We start from the raw sequence: 17765 nt of genomic DNA on the forward strand, positions 1-17765 counted from the left end.
ATGAGTGAGAGAAAAGTAATTTCCGAACTAGATCTGATTATTATCGCGAACCAGATTATTCAGGAACATGAAGACTATATAGAGGGAATGCGCGCAGATTCGGTAGAAGAGAAAGACGATGTACTGGTGTTTAAAGGTAACTATTTTTTAGATGAGAAAGGTCTGCCGACGCCTCAGACGACGGCGGTATTTAATATGTTTAAATATTTGGCTCATCACCTGTCGAAAGAATTTACGCTGGAAGGGAAGTAGTTTTCACTGTCTTGGCGTAACTAAAAGTTCTTAGTGCCAATCTCCAAGCGTTCAACAAAACATTCTCCCCCTTAAGTGAAAAACCTAAGTGGCTGATGAAGTTAATAGAAGGGGGAGTTAGAGGGGGTTGGTTATAACTTATTTTAATCAATAAGTTACAGTTTATCGAAACAACCCCACCCAACCTCCCCTTCGATGTAACTCCTTCGAAAAACCAACCTTCCGAAGTTAAGGGGAGGAGCGGTTCTTTATTCCCTTCAACTTATGCATAATAGGCCGCAAGTTAAGGGGATATAAACGACCTTACTTACTCAGCCTTTCCAACTGCTCAAAGTAATCCGGGAATGTCTTGGAAGTACACTTAGGATCATTGATAGTCACAGGCGTATCGCTCAGCGCTACTAACGAGAAACACATTGCGATGCGGTGGTCGTCGTAAGTATCAATCGCAGCGTGCTTCAGCTCTTTGGCAGGTGTAACGATAATATAGTCCTCACCTTCCTCAACCTGCGCGCCAACCTTACGAAGTTCCGTCGCCATCGCAGCCAGACGGTCTGTTTCCTTAACACGCCAGTTGTACACGTTACGAATCGCCGTTGTGCCTTCGGCAAACAGCGCGGTTGTTGCAATGGTCATTGCCGCATCAGGAATATGGTTAAAGTCCATATCAATGGCTTTTAGCTCACCAACGCGCGAGATAACGTAATCATCACCCCACTCGATTTCAGCGCCCATTTTCTCCAGTGCATCAGCGAACTGAATATCGCCCTGAATACTGTTTTTGCCAATGCCGGTAACCTTAATTTCGCCACCTTTGATTGCAGCCGCTGCAAGGAAGTAAGATGCAGAAGAAGCGTCACCCTCTACCAGAAAATCACCCGGAGAAACATAACCCTGGCCCGCAGGAATAACGAACTCTTCATAGTTGTTATTGATTACGTTCACACCGAACTGTTTCATGATATGCAGGGTAATGTCGATATACGGCTTAGATACCAGCTCACCTTCAATTTTAATGGTGATTTCACCTTCAGCCAGAGGAGCAGACATCAGAAATGCCGTCAGGAACTGACTGGAAATTGAACCATCAATTGAAACCGTACCGGACTTAAGTCCCGTGCCTTTGATTTTCAGAGGCGGATAGTTTTCATTCTCCAGGTACTCAATGTCAGCACCCGCTTCTTTTAACGCAGTTACAAGGTGACCAATCGGACGCTCTTTCATTCGTGGCTCACCGGTAAGAACAAACTCACCTTCACCCAGACACAGTGCTGCTGCAAGTGGTCTCATCGCTGTACCGGCATTACCAAGGAACAGCTCCTGAGCCTGCGAAGCCACAAACGGCTTACCCAGCCCCTGAACTTCACAAACAGACTTATCGTCAGACAGGTTGTAAGTCACACCAAGCTTTGTCAGCGCATTCAGCATATGACGGATATCATCGCTGTCCAGAAGGTTAGTCAGGCGGGTTGTGCCTTTAGACAGAGCAGCAAGCAGCAATGCGCGGTTTGATACACTCTTTGAGCCCGGCAGATTAATTTCACCATTTACCTGATGAATTGGTTGTAGCGTTAAGCTTTCCATTGAAACTTATTATCCTATAGAAGCCCGTTTTCCCTATGACGAGCTATATAATTCTTCGTACACGCAGACTAACTAAAAATAATACTTAAGGCTAGTCCTATCACGCCTGTGGCGTATATACTTTCTCTAACCGAGCAGTAATTTCATTTGATATGACCATTTATCTACCAGAGTTAGACGCCAACGCCCTTAAATTTCCGGAACCCTACGAAGCATTAAAAGATCCCAACGGACTTCTGGCTATGGGTGGAGACCTGTCTCCGGAGCGGTTAATAAGTGCCTATGGCAAAGGCATATTTCCCTGGTATGCACCGGGTGAACCTATTCTCTGGTGGAGCCCGTCTCCGCGTGCGGTATTCTTTCCAGATGAATATAAGCCTTCGAAAAGTCTGAAAAAGTTTTACCGGAAATCGAACTATAAGGTCAGCGTGAATCACGCAACCAAGGATGTGATAAGACTCTGTTCAGAATCAAGACCGCTGGAAGAGACCTGGATTGTTTCCGATATGGTAAAGGCCTATCAGAAACTGTCTGAGATGGGCTTTTGTCATTCGGTAGAAGTGTGGGAAGATGGAGAGCTGATTGGCGGCCTGTACGGTATTGCTGTGGGCTCCGTCTTTTGCGGCGAATCTATGTTCAGTAAAAAAACCAACGCCTCAAAGATAGCCATGTGGCTTTTCTGTCAGCATTTTACCCGTTGCGGAGGTGAGCTGGTTGACGGTCAGATCATTAATCCACATACAGCGTCATTGGGAGCGCAGGAAATTGCCCGCTCTGAATACCTGAAAAAGCTTAAAGAATTAAAAGAACACAGACTCACACCAGGCTGTTTTAGCAGACAGTGGCTGAGTCTATCCAAAGAGAATACGCAATGATCCCTGAAGTGCAGCAGATAAGAATAGGCCTCTCTACCACTAATCCATGTAATTATCTGGAAAGCGAGGAAGAGAGAGTGGCGGTGGCTCTGGATGAGGTGCTGCACTGTAATCAGGGCTATGAGCTTTTGCTGGCAAACGGATTCAGGCGCAGTGGCGGAACCATCTATACCCCACACTGCACCAGTTGTAGCGCCTGTCAGGCTATCAGACTCTCTATCGGCGACATTGCACTATCAAAAAGCCAGAAACGGCTGCTGAGCAAAGCAAAGCATTTGCGCTGGGAATTAAAAACTGAGATGGATGAAAACTGGTTTGATCTTTACAGCCGTTATATCACCAAACGACATTCCTCCGGTTCGATGTATCCGCCAAAGGAGAAAGAGTTTTTTAAATTTGCTCACTGCGACTGGTTAGATACCCGCTTTCTTCACCTCTATGATGAAGAAAAATTAATCCTGATTGCGGTTACCGATGTGATGGACAATTGTGCCAGTGCCTTCTACACTTTTTTTGACCCGGATTATCCGCTTTCCCTTGGTACACTTGGGGTTTTGTGCCAAATTGAATTCTGCCAGAAACAGCTCAAACAATGGCTCTATTTAGGCTATCAAATAGACGAATGCCCGGCGATGAATTACAAAGTTCGCTTTCATCGTCATCAAAGGCTAGTAAATCACCTGTGGCAAGGGTAGAATACGCCCCAACTTTTATTGTATTACACATCAGTGGCACTAAGCCCATTGATAAGCGCCTAATTTCTAAAGAGGATTAAATGGCTAAAGAAGACGTAATTGAAATGCAAGGCACTGTCCTTGACACTCTGCCAAACACTATGTTCCGCGTTGAACTTGAAAACGGCCACGTAGTAACTGCTCACATCTCTGGTAAAATGCGTAAAAACTACATCCGTATTCTTACTGGTGACAAAGTAACTGTAGAGATGACTCCATACGACCTTTCAAAAGGCCGCATCGTCTTCCGTGCTCGTTAATCAATACTGATTTACCGGACACAAAAAACGGAGCTTAATGCTCCGTTTTTTATTGCCTGCACGAACCTTATACCAATCCCAGCAATTATCTGTTCATCCTTGCTTGTCAAAATCGCTAATAGCTGCGTTAAAATTTTTGTAATTAGACCCACTAGTTACTGCAAATTTTGCCTTGCTCTTAGCGATTTTTCCTGCGCAATCACTGAACAGCTAATTACTGGTATTGGTATTAGTGAACCGCCTCTTCCTGCTTATTCAGATAATGAAAGCGCAGCTCATCATCCTCAAGCTCGACACGGACCGTACCGCCGTCCACCAGTGAACCAAACAGCAGCTCATTCGCAAGAGGCTTCTTCAGGTTCTCCTGAATCGCACGGCCCATCGGACGGGCTCCCATGGACTTGTCATAGCCTTTCAGAGCCAGCCAGTGGCGAGCCTCTTCAGAAATCTCAAGCGATACTCCACGCTGGTCAAGTTGCGCCTGAAGTTCAACAACAAACTTGTCCACCACCTGATGAATCACTTCTTCATCCAGGCTATTGAACCAGATAATGTTGTCCAGACGGTTTCTGAATTCCGGTGTAAACACTTTCTTAATTTCCGACATGGCGTCGTGACTGTGATCCTGCTGAATAAGACCAATAGACTTCTTAACTGTCTCAGCCACACCTGCGTTGGTGGTCATCACCAGAATAACATTTCTGAAGTCTGCCTTACGGCCATTGTTATCTGTCAGCGTACCGTTATCCATCACCTGAAGCAGCAGGTTAAAGATATCCGGGTGTGCTTTCTCAATCTCATCCAGCAGCACAACTGCGTGCGGATGCTTGATAACGGCATCGGTGAGCAGACCGCCCTGATCGTAGCCCACATAACCCGGAGGCGCACCAATCAGACGGCTTACGGAGTGTCTTTCACCATATTCAGACATATCAAAGCGCAGAAGCTCAATGCCCAGCAATTTTGCAAGCTGAACGGTCACCTCGGTTTTACCCACACCGGTCGGGCCTGCAAACAGGAAGGAGCCGACAGGTTTGTTATCTGCACCTAGCCCGGCACGTGTCAGCTTAATCGCTTCAGACAGGGCATCGATGGCATTGTTCTGACCAAATACCAGCATCTTCATCTTTCTGTCCAGAGACTGAAGCACATCTTTGTCTGAAGAAGATACGGACTTTTCAGGAATACGGGCCATCTTAGCCACCATGGCTTCAATATCACCCACACCAACTGTCTTCTTACGTTTGCTCGCAGGAGCAAGACGGCTTCTGGCACCGGCTTCATCGATAACATCAATGGCTTTATCCGGAAGGTGTCTTTCATTGATATATTTAGCTGAAAGTTCAACAGCCGCACGCAGCGCCTTATTGGTGTAACGCACTTCGTGGTGCGCTTCGTATTTCGGTTTCAGCCCCATCAGGATCTTGGTTGTATCATCCAGCGACGGTTCAACCACATCGATTTTCTGGAAACGGCGTGACAGCGCTCTCTCCTTATCAAAGATGTTGCTGTACTCCTGATAAGTGGTTGAACCGATACAGCGAAGCTTACCGCTGCTTAGCAGTGGCTTAATAAGGTTCGCCGCATCCACCTGGCCACCGGAAGCCGCGCCAGCACCAATAATGGTGTGGATCTCATCGATAAACAGAATGGCGTCATCTTCTTTTTCGAGCTGCTTAAGAATCGATTTAAAGCGCTTCTCGAAATCACCACGGTATTTTGTTCCCGCAAGCAGTGAACCGATATCCAGCGAATAGATAACGCTGTCTTTAATCACTTCAGGCACCTGACCTTCAACGATTCTCCAGGCAAGCCCTTCAGCAATTGCGGTTTTACCCACGCCCGCTTCACCCACCAGCAATGGGTTATTTTTACGCCGGCGACATAATACCTGAATGGTACGTTCCAGCTCTTTGTCACGGCCAATCAGCGGGTCTATATTACCCTGCTTAGCAACCTGATTCAGGTTGGTGGCAAAGCTTTCCAGACGCTCTTCTGCCGGCGTTTCATCCGAAGAAGAATCATTGCTGAACATATCAGAGGAAGAGTCCTCTTCTTTGTCGCCCGGACCTTTGGTAATGCCGTGGGAAATATAATTGACTATGTCCAGTCGGCTGATATCGTGCTTTTTCAGCAGATAAGCGGCGTGAGACTCCTGTTCGCTGAATATAGCAACCAGCACATTCGCACCCGATACCTCGTTTTTACCTGAGGACTGAACATGAAAAACAGCGCGCTGCAGAACCCGCTGAAAACTCAGTGTTGGCTGGGTTTCCCGGGTTTCATCGGTTTCTGGGATAAGAGGTGTGGTCTGATCGATAAACTTATCGAGCTCGGACTTAAGCACATCAATGTCAGCATTGCATGCTCTGAGTGTTTCGCGGGCAGTATCATTGTCCAGCAGAGCCAACAGAAGGTGCTCCACTGTCATAAATTCATGTCGCTTATCTCTCGCCCGCGCAAATGCGCCATTTAAGCTCGTCTCTAATTCTTTGTTAAGCATAGGTACCTCCGCAGTGAACACCCTATGAGATGGCTACTCGTCTTAAGCTTCTTCCATCGTACATAACAACGGATGCTCGTTTTCCCTTGAGTACATGGTTACTTGCATCACCTTTGTTTCTGCAATCTCTGCGGAATAAGTGCCGCAAATTGCCTTCCCTTCATAGTGAACTTTCAACATGACTTGAGTTGCCTTTTCCAAATCCATTGAAAAGAAACGCCCAAGTACATCAATTACAAAATCCATTGGCGTATAGTCATCGTTATTCAGTACGACGTTATACAGCGATGGTGGCTTGACTTTAGTTTTTTCTAGCTCCAGTAAGTCAGAATCCGGAGTTATCCATTCGTATTGTTTGCCCATTTCTACATCTTCTATACGAAAAGTTATTCAAAACCGATCACAGCACTCTGCTGAGCACTTTGAAAAATAACTTTTCTTTAACTTAGAGACTAATGCACTAATTGTATCCCTGCAAATCAAACATTACCATCTTGAGTGCACACTGCTTCTAAGTGCTCAATACCTAACCAGGTTTGAACAGAATAAAATTTGTTTCATAGGTTTGCATAATGGATCACAAAGTTAGGAATTTGTTAATCTCAAAACTGATTTCTTTAGAGAAATGTTGCTTTTTAGCCTCTTTGTCTATTGACTGTGCATATTGATTGACTAAATTGTGTTCTGTAGTGACTAGGAATTTGGCAGCGCCTGAATTTGTATTCACTCGATTCTCAGTAAGTCAGTTGGGTTGGCTTGCTGGTAGCAACATCAGTTAAAAAATGCAGAAGGATGTAAAGCATGGCTACAGGTACAGTTAAATGGTTCAACAACGCTAAAGGATTCGGGTTTATTTGCCCTGAAGGTGAGGACGGTGATATTTTTGCACACTACTCAACGATTCAGATGGATGGATACAGAACTCTGAAAGCAGGACAAACCGTCACATACGAAGTTGAACAAGGACCTAAAGGTTTCCACGCCAGCTCTGTGGTACCGGTTGAGGCCCAGCCAGCTAAATAACGCTGCCAATAGACGTTAATTTTACAGACAGGAACCCGCCAGCCGGCGGGTTCTTTGCGTATACGGGTTACGCAGTGAAACATATTCCTTTTGAGACAAGCAACATTGTTATTGGTGATGCCAATATGTATCATTTGTTTAATAAGCTTGTTAAATCAGGTAAGTAGTGTGGATACATATACAGAAATTGAACGTTTTTTAGATTACCTTGCTGATGCCATCCTTATTGTTGATGATAAATCAAATATCCTATTTGCCAACAGCTCATGTGCCCGGCTCTTTAGCTACGATAAGAGTACTCTGCTAACCCTGAAAATAGATAACCTGATGGCAACAGGTATCCAGAGCCATAATCATAGTCAAAAGGTAGCCGGTTTTATCAGGAACCAGTCCCGGGCTAAGGTTATGATGGCAAGGAAAATAATGCCTTGTCTCAATGCCGAAGGTCATGAGTTCAACGCCCGGATCTCTATCGCTAACATAGAGTTCAAAGGGAAACAGTGCGGCATTGCCACTATTCAGGACTATTCCTCCGTTCAGTCCGTGATTAACGAACTCGCCAGTGAAGCATGCACGGACTCTCTGACCGGGCTATTTAACAAACGCCACCTTGAAAATATTACCAGCAACCATAATACGGAAATTAACGGCTCGCCTGTATTCGGTGTGGCTTATCTGGATCTGAATGGTTTTAAGGCGATTAATGACACCTTTGGTCATGATGTCGGTGATGAGTTGCTGATAGAAATTGCAGGGCGGCTAAAAAAACAGATGCGTACCGGTGACCTTAGCTTCCGCCTTGGTGGGGATGAGTTTTTACTGCTGTTTGGCATTAACAACCCGGATAATTATGAACAGAAGCTTACCGTGGTCGGAAGTAAAGTACATGAGATAATTGAAAAGCCGATTTATATCGAAAAACTCAACCGGGAGTTAAATGTCGGAGTCAGCATTGGTATCGGTATTATGCCCTTTGACGACAGAGATCTGGCAACACTGATCAGCAAGGCTGATAAGGCCATGTACCTGTCCAAGACAAGCAAGAAGCCTTATGTCCTGGCTGCGGAGCTGGATAGATCCGGAATATCATACGTAGAAAGTAGATCCCCGCTTCCGCGGGGATGATATTATTTAGCTGCGAGAATAGCAGCCACAAAGCAGGCAATTAAACAGCATCAACAATACTATTTAGCGTTGCACTCGGACGCATCAGCGCTGAAGTCAGGTCATCGCTTGGTGCATAGTAGCCACCCATTTCCCCCTTCACGCCCTGAGCATCATTCAGCTCAGCAACAATCACCTGCTCGTTTGCAGCCAGTTTTTCTGCAACAGGCGCAAACTGCTCAGCAATTGCAGCATCTTCTGACTGAACAGCCAGTTCCTGAGCCCAGTAAGCCGCCAGGTAGTAATGGCTGCCACGGTTATCCAGCTCGTTCACCCTGCGTGAAGGTGACTTATTGTTATCCAGGAATTTGCCTGTCGCTTTGTCCAGCGCATCTGCAAGTACTTTCGCTTTGGCATTCTTGGTCACACTGCTTAAATGCTCCAGAGAAGCCGCCAGTGCCAGAAACTCACCCAATGAGTCCCAGCGCAGGTGGTTTTCCTTCTCAACCTGCTGAACATGCTTAGGCGCAGAGCCACCGGCACCGGTCTCAAACAGGCCGCCACCGTTCATCAGAGGCACCACAGAAAGCATCTTAGCTGATGTGCCCAGCTCAAGGATCGGGAACAGATCCGTCAGGTAGTCACGCAGAACATTGCCTGTTACGGAAATGGTATCCAGTCCCTGCTTGATTCGCTCCAGAGAGAACAGTGTTGCATCAACCGGAGACATAACTTTGATTTCAAGACCGTCAGTATCAAACTGAGGCAGGTATGCATTTACCTTCTTGATCAGCTCTGCGTCGTGCGCACGGTTTTCATCAAGCCAGAATACCGCTGGTACACCCGTTGCTCTTGCCCGTGAAACCGCCAGCTTCACCCAGTCCAGAATCGGTGCATCTTTCACCTGACACATACGGAAGATATCGCCCTGCTCCACCGGCTGGTCAATCAGGATAGTACCTGCTTGATCAATGACACGAACATTACCCGCTTCCGGTATGATAAAGGTCTTGTCGTGTGAGCCGTACTCTTCTGCTTTCTGCGCCATCAAACCAACATTAGGCACACTGCCCATGGTCGTCGGATCAAAGGCACCATTTTCCTTACAGAACTCAATAACCGCCTGATAAACGCCTGAATAGCAGCGGTCAGGAATCATTGCTTTGGTATCTTTCTGTTTGCCGTCCGGGCCCCACATCTGGCCCGACGCACGAATCATCGCAGGCATTGAAGCATCGACAATAATGTCACTCGGAACATGAAGGTTGGTGATACCACGATCTGAGTCAACCATAGCCAGTGCTGGCTGAGTTTCATAGACAGCCTGAAGCGCCGCTTCGATCTCTTCTTTCTGCTCCTGCGGAAGTGATTCAATCTTAGCGTAAACATCGCCAATACCATTGTTCACATCCACACCAAGCTCATCAAAAAGCTCGCCGTATTTGGCAAATACGTCTTTGTAGTAGACTTTTACCGCATGACCAAAGATAACCGGATCGGAAACCTTCATCATGGTCGCCTTCATATGCAGCGACAGCAGCACGTCCTGCTCTTTCGCGTCAGCAATCTCTTTCTCAAAGAAGGCAACCAGTGCCGCTTTGTTCATGACAGATGCATCGATGATCTCTTTGTCCTGCAGTGCAAGCCCGTCCTTAAGAACCTCAACACCGCCATTGGCATCAGCAAATTCGATACTCACCTCGGTAGCACCATCGATGGTGACCGATTTTTCACTACCAAAGAAATCACTGTCGTCCATGCTTGAGACATGAGACTTAGAGTCAGCAGACCATGCCCCCATGGAATGAGGATTTTTCTTTGCATAGTTTTTAACAGAAGCTGGCGCACGGCGGTCAGAGTTACCTTCACGCAATACAGGGTTTACAGCACTGCCTTTAATCTTGTCATATACCGCTTTAACTTTCTTTTCTTCGCTGTTTGCCGGCTCTTCCGGGTAATCCGGCAGAGCGTAGCCCTTGGCCTGCAGTTCTTTAATTGCAGCTTTAAGCTGAGGAATAGAAGCGGAAATATTTGGAAGCTTGATAATGTTTGCTTCCGGAGTCTTAGCCATTTCCCCGAGTTCAGCTAACGCATCACCTATACGCTGTTCTTCGCTCAGGTATTCAGGGAAGTTAGCGATAATACGTCCGGCAAGTGAAATGTCCCGGGTGTCTACATTGATACCAGAAGAAGACGTGAAGGCGCGGATAATCGGCAACAGTGAATGCGTCGCCAGCGCTGGTGCTTCGTCAGTAATGGTATAAATAATAGTTGGTGTTTTCTTAGGCATGAAATTTCCCTATTAATTTACAGGCCGTTTCTGAATGAAAAGCCTGTATAAGTTGAACACCGGCAAATTACTGATACATCCAAATGTATACGCCGGTGCGCGCCCAACGAGTGTAAAAAATCCGGCTTTTACATAAATCAGGCGCAGTTCCTTTTCCCTAAATAATCTCTGAATCCTGTCTCCTGAGATCACTTAGGTCTATATATTGTTAAACAAACTCCGTGTATTAGTCTATCATTCTGTGCATAATCCGGTTCTTAAGCGCCAAAATCATAGCTTAAAACCATATTTTATAAAACTTTCTTATACATTTTTATCACATATCTGCAGGATAGTTAACATGCCAGCGGCTTCAAAAGGCACATCCAGAAAACGAACTTTCGGCTCAAAACCCTCACACAGCAAACGTCCTTCCACCGCGCGAAAAGGCCCCCGTAAGACCAAACCCTCTGCGGCGAAAAAGCCGGTAAGACCCGAAGATCGTAAAGTCATTATCTTCAATAAACCTTTTGATACCCTGAGCCAGTTCACCGATGAATCCGGACGCAAAACGCTGGCAGACTACATCCCGGTTAAGGATATATACGCTGCCGGACGACTGGACCGCGACAGTGAAGGTCTGATGATCCTTACTAATGACGGCATCCTTCAGGCCAGACTCACCCAGCCTAAATCAAAATCTCCCAAAACCTACTGGGTGCAGGTAGAAGGTGAACCTTCAGAAGCCGATCTGGATAAGCTGCGAAAAGGGGTGGAACTTAAAGATGGCATAACGCTTCCGGCAAAGGTTGAACGGATAGAAGAGCCGGAGGTATGGGAGCGGAACCCTCCTGTCAGATTCCGGGCATCTATTCCCACTTGCTGGCTGTCCATCACAATTATCGAAGGGAGAAACCGTCAGGTCAGGCGGATGACGGCAAATATTGGTTATCCTACTTTAAGGCTGATCCGGTATGCGATGGGGGGGCAGACGCTTGGTGGGTTGGCTCCGGGGGAATGGAAGGAAATTCGAATTTAGAGGTGGCAGGTGGCAGGTGGCAGGTGGCAGGTGGCAGGTGGCAGAAACATTATTCTCACATATTTTACAAATTTCACACATTACATGTCATTTTGTGATATTGATTCCTTCCCTAAGATAAGAATAAAGGTGACTATAGCTAAAATTATAAATATGGCTTGATATTTTCATGCGTCACTTCATAAGCCGGTGAAAAAATGCCTGAAAATTGCCGTCAGGCTGCTGATAAGCAGCTACAATAAAAAGACGGTAATCAAATAAAATCAAGCTGTTATTTTAATATAATTTATCTTTTCATGCATCACTGATGCGTAGGGGACAAAATGGCGACCAAGTGGTTACTCACAGAGCTCATCAACAAGCTCTCTTTTGCGGTATGTATTGTCAGATCGGATCTGAACATCGTATCCGTGAATGACTGTTTTCTTGAGTACAGCGGACTAAACCGAAAACAACTGATTGGTCGTCCGCTGCCGCCGTTTTTCCGTCAATCTGAAACGCAACTTGAGGAATCCATCCATTCGGTGATTAATGGCATCCCCTCACTGTACCTGACTTATGAAGAGATCCCGCTGCTTTTTCCGGTAACCGCAAAATCTGATACCAAGGTCCCCGAGAGCCTTCCGGTGGACGTGGAAATCGCCAAACTAAACCACGCCAGAGGAGAGCCTGGCTTAATCTGTCTTTGCTTTTATGACCGCTCTGCCAACAAAACGCAGAAAAACACCATTCAGGAGTTAACCGGTCAACTGGAGCAAACACAGCAGAAGCTACAAAAAACCAGGGAACAGGTGCTTCAGGCAGAAAAAATGGCCTCTATCGGTCAGCTAACAGCCGGTATCGCTCATGAAATTAACAGCCCTATGGGGTTTATTGCATCCAATATTCAGTCACTGGATAGCTACTACCTTAAAATCGGGGAAGCCATCACTGAGCTGGATTCCATTATTGAGGCGACTGACGATCCATTTCTCATTTCCCAGAAGAGCAACATTCTGGATAAAAGCCAGATTCTGTTTGTGCTTGATGATGTAAAAGCGCTGGTGAATGAAACTCTGGATGGTTCCAACCGAATCATGTCGATAATAAATAACCTGAAGGACTACTCTCACTCTGATCACACTCAGTGGTCCTACAGTGATATCACTCAGGGTATGGACGATACGCTAAAAATCGTGAACAACCAGATTAAATACAACATCAATCTGGTGAAAAACTATGAGTCGGATACACCAAAAGTGTATTGCCAGATGATGAAGATCAGCCAGGTATTTATGAATCTGCTGGTCAATGCCTCTCAGGCGGTTGGTGAGCAGGGTCATATTGAGATATCTATCGCTCCGCTTGACACTGAGCAGGTTCAGATAAAAATCAGCGATGACGGCTGCGGCATTGATGAAAAAAATATTGCCCATATTTTTGAGCCCTTCTTCACCACAAAACCGCAGGGCGCGGGAACCGGTCTGGGACTTTCCGTATCCGACGAAATCGTGCGGGCCCATCATGGCAAAATCGAAGTGGAAAGTGAGCCAGACAAAGGCACCACCTTTACTCTAACCCTGCCGGTCAATCAGGTCGTCAGCTAACGGAGGTCTGTTATGAGCAGCGATTTATCCGACCAGTTTGAAGTTGTTGAGGCCGCTAATCACTCTCTGATGTTGGTGGATGACGAACCTGATATTTTAAAGTCACTGACCAGAGTACTGCGACACGAATACGACGTTGTTTCATTTACCAGTGGCAGCGAAGCGCTGGATTATCTGAAAGATAACGAAGTTTCAGTGATTATCTCAGATATGCGGATGCCGGAGATGGACGGTGCTGAACTGCTCTCCAGAGCCAGAGAGCTCTGTCCGGACTCAGTCCGCTACCTTCTTAGCGGATACAGTGATTTTAACTCCACAGTCAGAGCCATCAATGAAGGCGGAATCCACTCCTATATCGCCAAACCATGGGACAATGAGGCGCTTAAGCTGACTATTGCGAAAGGTGTCGAGCTGTATAACCTGAAAAAAGACAAACAGCGCCTGACAAAGCAGTTAGAAGAGAAAAACCGCGAACTTCTGGAGTTAAATCAGAGTCTGGAAGATACGGTGCTCACCCGCACATTTGAGCTGCGTAAATCTAACCGCAAATTGCAGCTTCTGGTGAAAAACCGCAGCCAGACGTTTAACGATATTCTCGCCACCCTAAAAGCCATCATTCAGTTCTCCACCGGCTCTTCCGGTTCGCATACAGAGCGCATTGCGGCTTTATCAAAGGCAGTGGCCCTGAAGATGGGCTTAGAGGAGTCAGAGGTTACTGAGATCTATCTGTGCAGCCTTATCCACGAAATCGGCCTGCTCAACGCAGGACCGCAGCTTTCCCCCACCATTGTGGGTGATGCTTTCTCGTCCACCATTACCTATACTCCGTTGGCAAACGGTGAACTGGGTGCTGAAATAATCAGCCAGATAAAACGGTTTGAACCTCTTGTTCCCATCATCCGCTCTCAGGATGAAAACTACAACGGAACCGGTGTCCCGGATCATCTGGCTGAGGATGAAATTCCCGTCGGAGCCAGAATTTTACGTATCGTGAAAAACTACGACTATCTGGTTTCAGACTTAAGTAATGAGACGCGGATGACACCGTCCAGTGCCAGAGCCTTTATCAAGGATCACTCAGGCTCTCTGTATGACAAAGAAATCGCGAAGGTCTTTCTGGATCTGATTGAAAAGGAAGCCGAAGAGCTGGATACCGATATGTGCATAGGCCTGGACGAGCTCAGAGTTGGTGCTATCGTCAAGCAGGACATCTACCTTCCCAATGGCGTCTGTATGGTCACCGCCGGGCAGGAAGTGAACGCTCATATGCTGAAAAAGCTCAAAGCCATCGAAGAAGAGTTAGACCTGCCAATCGCGATTTTTATCTGAACCTTTCCGCTTCTAACTTTTCGCTTCTGCTACCGGCAAAGAGACGGTAAATGTCGTTCCTTTCCCGGGGTCGCTCTGAACGCTGATCTTGCCACCATGCTTTTTCAAAATCGCCTGAGAAACCGCAAGGCCAAGACCCGGCCCCTTGCCTACCGGCTTAGTGGTATAGAAAGGGTCAAACAGTTTTAACATTATATGCTCATCAATGCCTCTGCCGTTATCCGTCACGTCAAGACAGACAAAGCCGTCAGAAAGATAGCTGGAAACTTTAATCACCCCTGTCTTGTCAATGGCCTCCATTGCGTTGAGCAGCAGGTTCATCACCACCTGGCCTATCTCACCGGCCCGGCACTGAACCATTGGCAACTCTTCCAGTGTTTTTTTGATTTTGCACTTATAACTAAGTTCATTGGTCACCAGGCGCAACGCAGGTTCAACCACATCCTTATTGATATTAACTTCCTGCATGTCCTGATCATCTACTCTGGAAAAGCTTCGAAGATCATTAACAATATCCTGAATTTTCTGAATGCCTTTTATGGAGTCATCGGAAATATCTACGATATCTTCAACAACCGTTTTCAGATCATACTGGGAGCGGATTTTATCAATCTCCTCCAGATACTCAGCCATACCGGCATCACGCAACTGACCTTCAAGCTTTCTGTATTCGGCTGCAAACTGCTCCATAGCATGGGCGTAGCAACCCAGCTGTTCAAGATTACTTTTGATATAAGCGGTAGGGTTATTGATTTCATGCGCCACCCCGGCGGCCAGTTGACCAACCGACGCCAGTTTTTCAGACTGAACCAGCAACTGCTGCTGTTGCAAGGTTTTTTCATTCAGGGTCTGTAGTGACTGATTTGCTGACTTGAGTGCCTGCTCCCGCCTTTCAACCTTACCTGCCATCTGCTCGAAGTGTTCCGACAGCTCCTGAATCTCTTCTATCCGTTCATCATTAATATGCTCATCATGATGTTCCCCTTCCGCTACCTTCTGAGCCTGCTCTCTGAGATTTTGCAACGGCCTGACCAGATAGGTATAGCCAAGAAGCCGGGTAATTAAAATCACCGCAAGCATGATCATCAGAAGAATTAAGGCAAAGTTGTAGATAACCTCCATGCGAGCTTCCGCAACCTGAGCACCATCACTTCGGTATTTCAGTACAAACCCCAGCAGCGGAATATGAACTTCACGCGGCTCGGTCTGCAGTTGTTTACCCATAGCAAAAATAGACTCTTCGCCCTTGAGTACCTCTATCCTGTGCTCGTATAAGAATTTGGTCAGACCGATATCACTGACCATGACGTTGTTGTCTAACTCTGCAACCAGGTAACCTTCCGCCATATCGTGGTACATAATGGGCGTTACCATCATCCAGTTGACTGTATTGTCATACTTATTGTGACAGGCCTCGACGGTAACACCCGGCACAGATGATTCTGTAATGAGTTTCTGAACCAAACCCGGCTTCACCAGACAGGCTGACGCCGGGTTTGTGGTATAGACAAGATCACCTGAAATATCAAACAGGTGCAGCGGTACGTACTCGCCAAACAGGCTCAGATCATCAATAAAGTCACTGGTATTCGCCAGTCCGGCAGAAGGTTGCATCACACCCTGCAGCAATACAGGAAAAGCGGCATAATCTTTTAGCACCAGGTGACGAAGGTAGAAATAGCTGCTGATATCATCCGCAATGCCCTGCATTTGCTGATAAATCAGAGCTTGTCTGTCGTGTTTAATCAAAGAGTCAATTTTCAGCAACAGAACGGAACCGAGGCTGATACCCAGCACCGCGATAATTGTCAGAACGAAAGACATAAAAGCAAACGCAATCTTAAATCGCATTCGCCCGTTTCTTTTTTCTGTGTCACTCCTGAACAATGACAATCCTGTTCTCCATATCATATTCCCCCATCACAAGTTCAGCATGCCCCAGAGCTTCATGAGCGTCCGGCCTGGACTCGCTATAAGGTGAAAACGGCTGACGGTAAGTTTTGATTAACCCCTCTACCGGGCCGTCTATCTGCTCAAGTGCACTGCGCAAAGCAAGGCGATCCGCCTGAATGTCCCCGGAAAGCCCCTGACGGTTAATGGCTGCTAACATAAGCTTAGTCAAATCATACGCATGTATGAAGCCTGTGGGCGCGGTAATATCTGACGCATCACGGATCTCTTCCGGATAGAGCCTCTTCGCTCTTGCCAGCACTGACTCAGAAAGAGGCGTAGGAGGTGACGAGATAAAAGAAAACCTGGTCTGCAGGAACTTAATATCCATCTCCTTTCTCATCTGAGGATTAATTACCTGAGGAAAATCCCCGCCGGTAATGCCCCAATGACTGCGGATCGGAAGGGCTTTTTTGCTTTCAAATTCTCTGGAAACTTTTAGCAAAGCGCGTGCAAAAGTTTTGCCTTCAGATGCATTAGCAACCATAAGTATCACATCGGCACCCGATGCATAGATATCACGCAGAGACATCTTGGCTCCGGTGCTGCCCAGATTCCAGTTAAACCACTTCACGCCTATAGGGCTGATACCCTGTTCGGCAAGCGCCTGTGACATAGTTTTATAGTTCGACTTACCCCAGCCGGTATCTTCAAGCAGTAGGTAAGGCTTTGTAAACCCTTCCGCAAGGGCGTGATTAACTATTACCCGGCCGGCTTTTGTATCATCTACTGACAGACGGAAAACCCAGTTTTGCTCTGAAGGATAGCGGGTAATAGGACCGGCAGCGGCCCACGGATCTAAAACCAGAATCTGGTGGTCATGAATAAAGCGCAGGTTTTCCAGCAAAGGAGGGGAATGCAAACCACTGAACACTGCCAGAGCATTCTCGTCCGACAGGTATTCCTTCAGATGTAGTTTGCTTCTTACGGCACTGCCATGATGGTCACGAGTCAGCACCTTTACCGGCCTGCCCGCAATTTGATTGCCCACTTCATCGAGGGCAACGCGAATACCCCTTTCAATGGCGACACCTGAAGTCCGGGCTGCGGTCCGGTCTGCATCCACATAAATATGTATTGGCTCTGAAGCAAATCCCTTGGCCTGAAAGCAAAACAAAATAATAAATGCAGCGAAAACACTCCGCATAGTCCGCATGGCATACTCCTTCCCTAATACCAACCTTAGAATTATAGGTTACCCACACATTTTTTCTGTAACTATCCGAATGTTAGTAAGATTTTGCTTTAACGGTGTGA

15 protein-coding genes are annotated in these 17765 nt (G+C 46.6%); 9 read left to right on the top strand and 6 right to left on the bottom strand.

Features of this window, described 5'->3' with window-relative positions; translation table 11 throughout:
• A complete protein-coding gene (locus L3Q72_RS08920) occupies positions 1-252 on the top strand; it encodes a YciN family protein (RefSeq protein WP_275129598.1) in 252 nt (83 codons plus the stop codon).
• 303 nt (positions 253-555) lie between these two features.
• Here the strand turns inward: L3Q72_RS08920 and aroA are convergent, their stop codons facing one another.
• On the bottom strand, positions 556-1836 hold the full coding sequence (gene aroA / locus L3Q72_RS08925) for a 3-phosphoshikimate 1-carboxyvinyltransferase (protein WP_275129599.1): 1281 nt from the start codon (positions 1834-1836) through the stop codon (positions 556-558).
• A 152-nt stretch (positions 1837-1988) separates the two neighbouring features.
• On the opposite strand from aroA, the gene aat reads away from it, so the two are divergent.
• From aat to infA, 3 genes are all read left to right on the top strand, one after another.
• A complete protein-coding gene (aat, locus tag L3Q72_RS08930; protein ID WP_275129600.1) occupies positions 1989-2711 on the top strand; it encodes a leucyl/phenylalanyl-tRNA--protein transferase in 723 nt (240 codons plus the stop codon).
• Positions 2708-3406 (top strand): arginyltransferase, encoded by a 699-nt coding sequence (locus L3Q72_RS08935; protein WP_275129601.1) that lies wholly within the window; start codon positions 2708-2710, stop codon positions 3404-3406. The genes aat and L3Q72_RS08935 overlap by 4 nt, the downstream gene beginning before the upstream one ends.
• 80 nt (positions 3407-3486) lie before the next feature.
• The gene (infA, locus tag L3Q72_RS08940) at positions 3487-3705 is read left to right on the top strand and encodes a translation initiation factor IF-1 (protein WP_001040192.1); all 219 of its coding nucleotides are present in this window, start codon (positions 3487-3489) and stop codon (positions 3703-3705) included.
• 229 nt (positions 3706-3934) lie between these two features.
• Here infA and clpA read toward each other — a convergent pair whose 3' ends face one another.
• Positions 3935-6208: an ATP-dependent Clp protease ATP-binding subunit ClpA gene (gene clpA / locus L3Q72_RS08945; protein ID WP_275129602.1), complete on the bottom strand. Its 2274-nt coding sequence runs from the start codon at positions 6206-6208 to the stop codon at positions 3935-3937.
• A gap of 42 nt (positions 6209-6250) precedes the next feature.
• Positions 6251-6571 carry an ATP-dependent Clp protease adapter ClpS gene (gene clpS, locus L3Q72_RS08950; protein ID WP_275129603.1) on the bottom strand — a complete coding sequence of 107 codons (321 nt, stop codon included), beginning with the start codon at positions 6569-6571 and terminating at the stop codon, positions 6251-6253.
• 438 nt (positions 6572-7009) lie between these two features.
• On the opposite strand from clpS, the gene cspD reads away from it, so the two are divergent.
• The gene (gene cspD / locus L3Q72_RS08955; protein WP_275129604.1) at positions 7010-7231 is read left to right on the top strand and encodes a cold shock domain-containing protein CspD; all 222 of its coding nucleotides are present in this window, start codon (positions 7010-7012) and stop codon (positions 7229-7231) included.
• 168 nt (positions 7232-7399) lie between these two features.
• Positions 7400-8356 (top strand): sensor domain-containing diguanylate cyclase, encoded by a 957-nt coding sequence (locus L3Q72_RS08960; protein WP_275129605.1) that lies wholly within the window; start codon positions 7400-7402, stop codon positions 8354-8356.
• 40 nt (positions 8357-8396) lie between these two features.
• Here the strand turns inward: L3Q72_RS08960 and L3Q72_RS08965 are convergent, their stop codons facing one another.
• Positions 8397-10625, bottom strand: a complete 2229-nt coding sequence (locus tag L3Q72_RS08965) for an NADP-dependent isocitrate dehydrogenase (RefSeq protein WP_275129606.1) — start codon at positions 10623-10625, stop codon at positions 8397-8399.
• A 340-nt stretch (positions 10626-10965) separates the two neighbouring features.
• Here L3Q72_RS08965 and L3Q72_RS08970 point away from each other — a divergent pair, with 340 nt between their 5' ends.
• From L3Q72_RS08970 to L3Q72_RS08980, 3 genes are all read left to right on the top strand, one after another.
• The gene (locus tag L3Q72_RS08970) at positions 10966-11643 is read left to right on the top strand and encodes a pseudouridine synthase (RefSeq protein ID WP_275129607.1); all 678 of its coding nucleotides are present in this window, start codon (positions 10966-10968) and stop codon (positions 11641-11643) included.
• Positions 11644-11966: 323 nt separating this feature from the next.
• Entirely contained in the window at positions 11967-13229 is a 1263-nt protein-coding gene (locus L3Q72_RS08975) for an ATP-binding protein (RefSeq protein WP_275129608.1), read from the top strand.
• Between the two features lie 12 nt (positions 13230-13241).
• On the top strand, positions 13242-14558 hold the full coding sequence (locus L3Q72_RS08980; protein WP_275129609.1) for an HD domain-containing phosphohydrolase: 1317 nt from the start codon (positions 13242-13244) through the stop codon (positions 14556-14558).
• 12 nt (positions 14559-14570) lie between these two features.
• Here the strand turns inward: L3Q72_RS08980 and L3Q72_RS08985 are convergent, their stop codons facing one another.
• Positions 14571-16409, bottom strand: coding sequence for an ATP-binding protein (locus L3Q72_RS08985; RefSeq protein ID WP_275129610.1), 1839 nt, complete (start codon positions 16407-16409; stop codon positions 14571-14573).
• Between the two features lie 22 nt (positions 16410-16431).
• Positions 16432-17664, bottom strand: a complete 1233-nt coding sequence (locus tag L3Q72_RS08990; RefSeq protein ID WP_275129611.1) for an ABC transporter substrate-binding protein — start codon at positions 17662-17664, stop codon at positions 16432-16434.
• Positions 17665-17765 lie beyond the last annotated feature (101 nt).

This window comes from Vibrio sp. JC009 (assembly GCF_029016485.1).
Lineage (GTDB): Bacteria > Pseudomonadota > Gammaproteobacteria > Enterobacterales > Vibrionaceae > Vibrio.

Excerpts from the sequence above, each read along its gene's own strand:
- L3Q72_RS08985 (WP_275129610.1), bottom strand. The coding sequence starts at position 16,409 with ATGCGATTTAAGATTGCGTTTGCTTTTATGTCTTTCGTTCTGACAATT.
- L3Q72_RS08975 (WP_275129608.1), top strand. The coding sequence starts at position 11,967 with ATGGCGACCAAGTGGTTACTCACAGAGCTCATCAACAAGCTCTCTTTT.
- clpS (WP_275129603.1), bottom strand. The coding sequence starts at position 6,571 with ATGGGCAAACAATACGAATGGATAACTCCGGATTCTGACTTACTGGAG.
- L3Q72_RS08920 (WP_275129598.1), top strand. The coding sequence starts at position 1 with ATGAGTGAGAGAAAAGTAATTTCCGAACTAGATCTGATTATTATCGCG.
- L3Q72_RS08965 (WP_275129606.1), bottom strand. The coding sequence starts at position 10,625 with ATGCCTAAGAAAACACCAACTATTATTTATACCATTACTGACGAAGCA.
- clpA (WP_275129602.1), bottom strand. The coding sequence starts at position 6,208 with ATGCTTAACAAAGAATTAGAGACGAGCTTAAATGGCGCATTTGCGCGG.
- infA (WP_001040192.1), top strand. The coding sequence starts at position 3,487 with ATGGCTAAAGAAGACGTAATTGAAATGCAAGGCACTGTCCTTGACACT.
- L3Q72_RS08980 (WP_275129609.1), top strand. The coding sequence starts at position 13,242 with ATGAGCAGCGATTTATCCGACCAGTTTGAAGTTGTTGAGGCCGCTAAT.
- cspD (WP_275129604.1), top strand. The coding sequence starts at position 7,010 with ATGGCTACAGGTACAGTTAAATGGTTCAACAACGCTAAAGGATTCGGG.
- L3Q72_RS08970 (WP_275129607.1), top strand. The coding sequence starts at position 10,966 with ATGCCAGCGGCTTCAAAAGGCACATCCAGAAAACGAACTTTCGGCTCA.
- aat (WP_275129600.1), top strand. The coding sequence starts at position 1,989 with ATGACCATTTATCTACCAGAGTTAGACGCCAACGCCCTTAAATTTCCG.
- L3Q72_RS08935 (WP_275129601.1), top strand. The coding sequence starts at position 2,708 with ATGATCCCTGAAGTGCAGCAGATAAGAATAGGCCTCTCTACCACTAAT.
- L3Q72_RS08990 (WP_275129611.1), bottom strand. The coding sequence starts at position 17,664 with ATGCGGACTATGCGGAGTGTTTTCGCTGCATTTATTATTTTGTTTTGC.
- aroA (WP_275129599.1), bottom strand. The coding sequence starts at position 1,836 with ATGGAAAGCTTAACGCTACAACCAATTCATCAGGTAAATGGTGAAATT.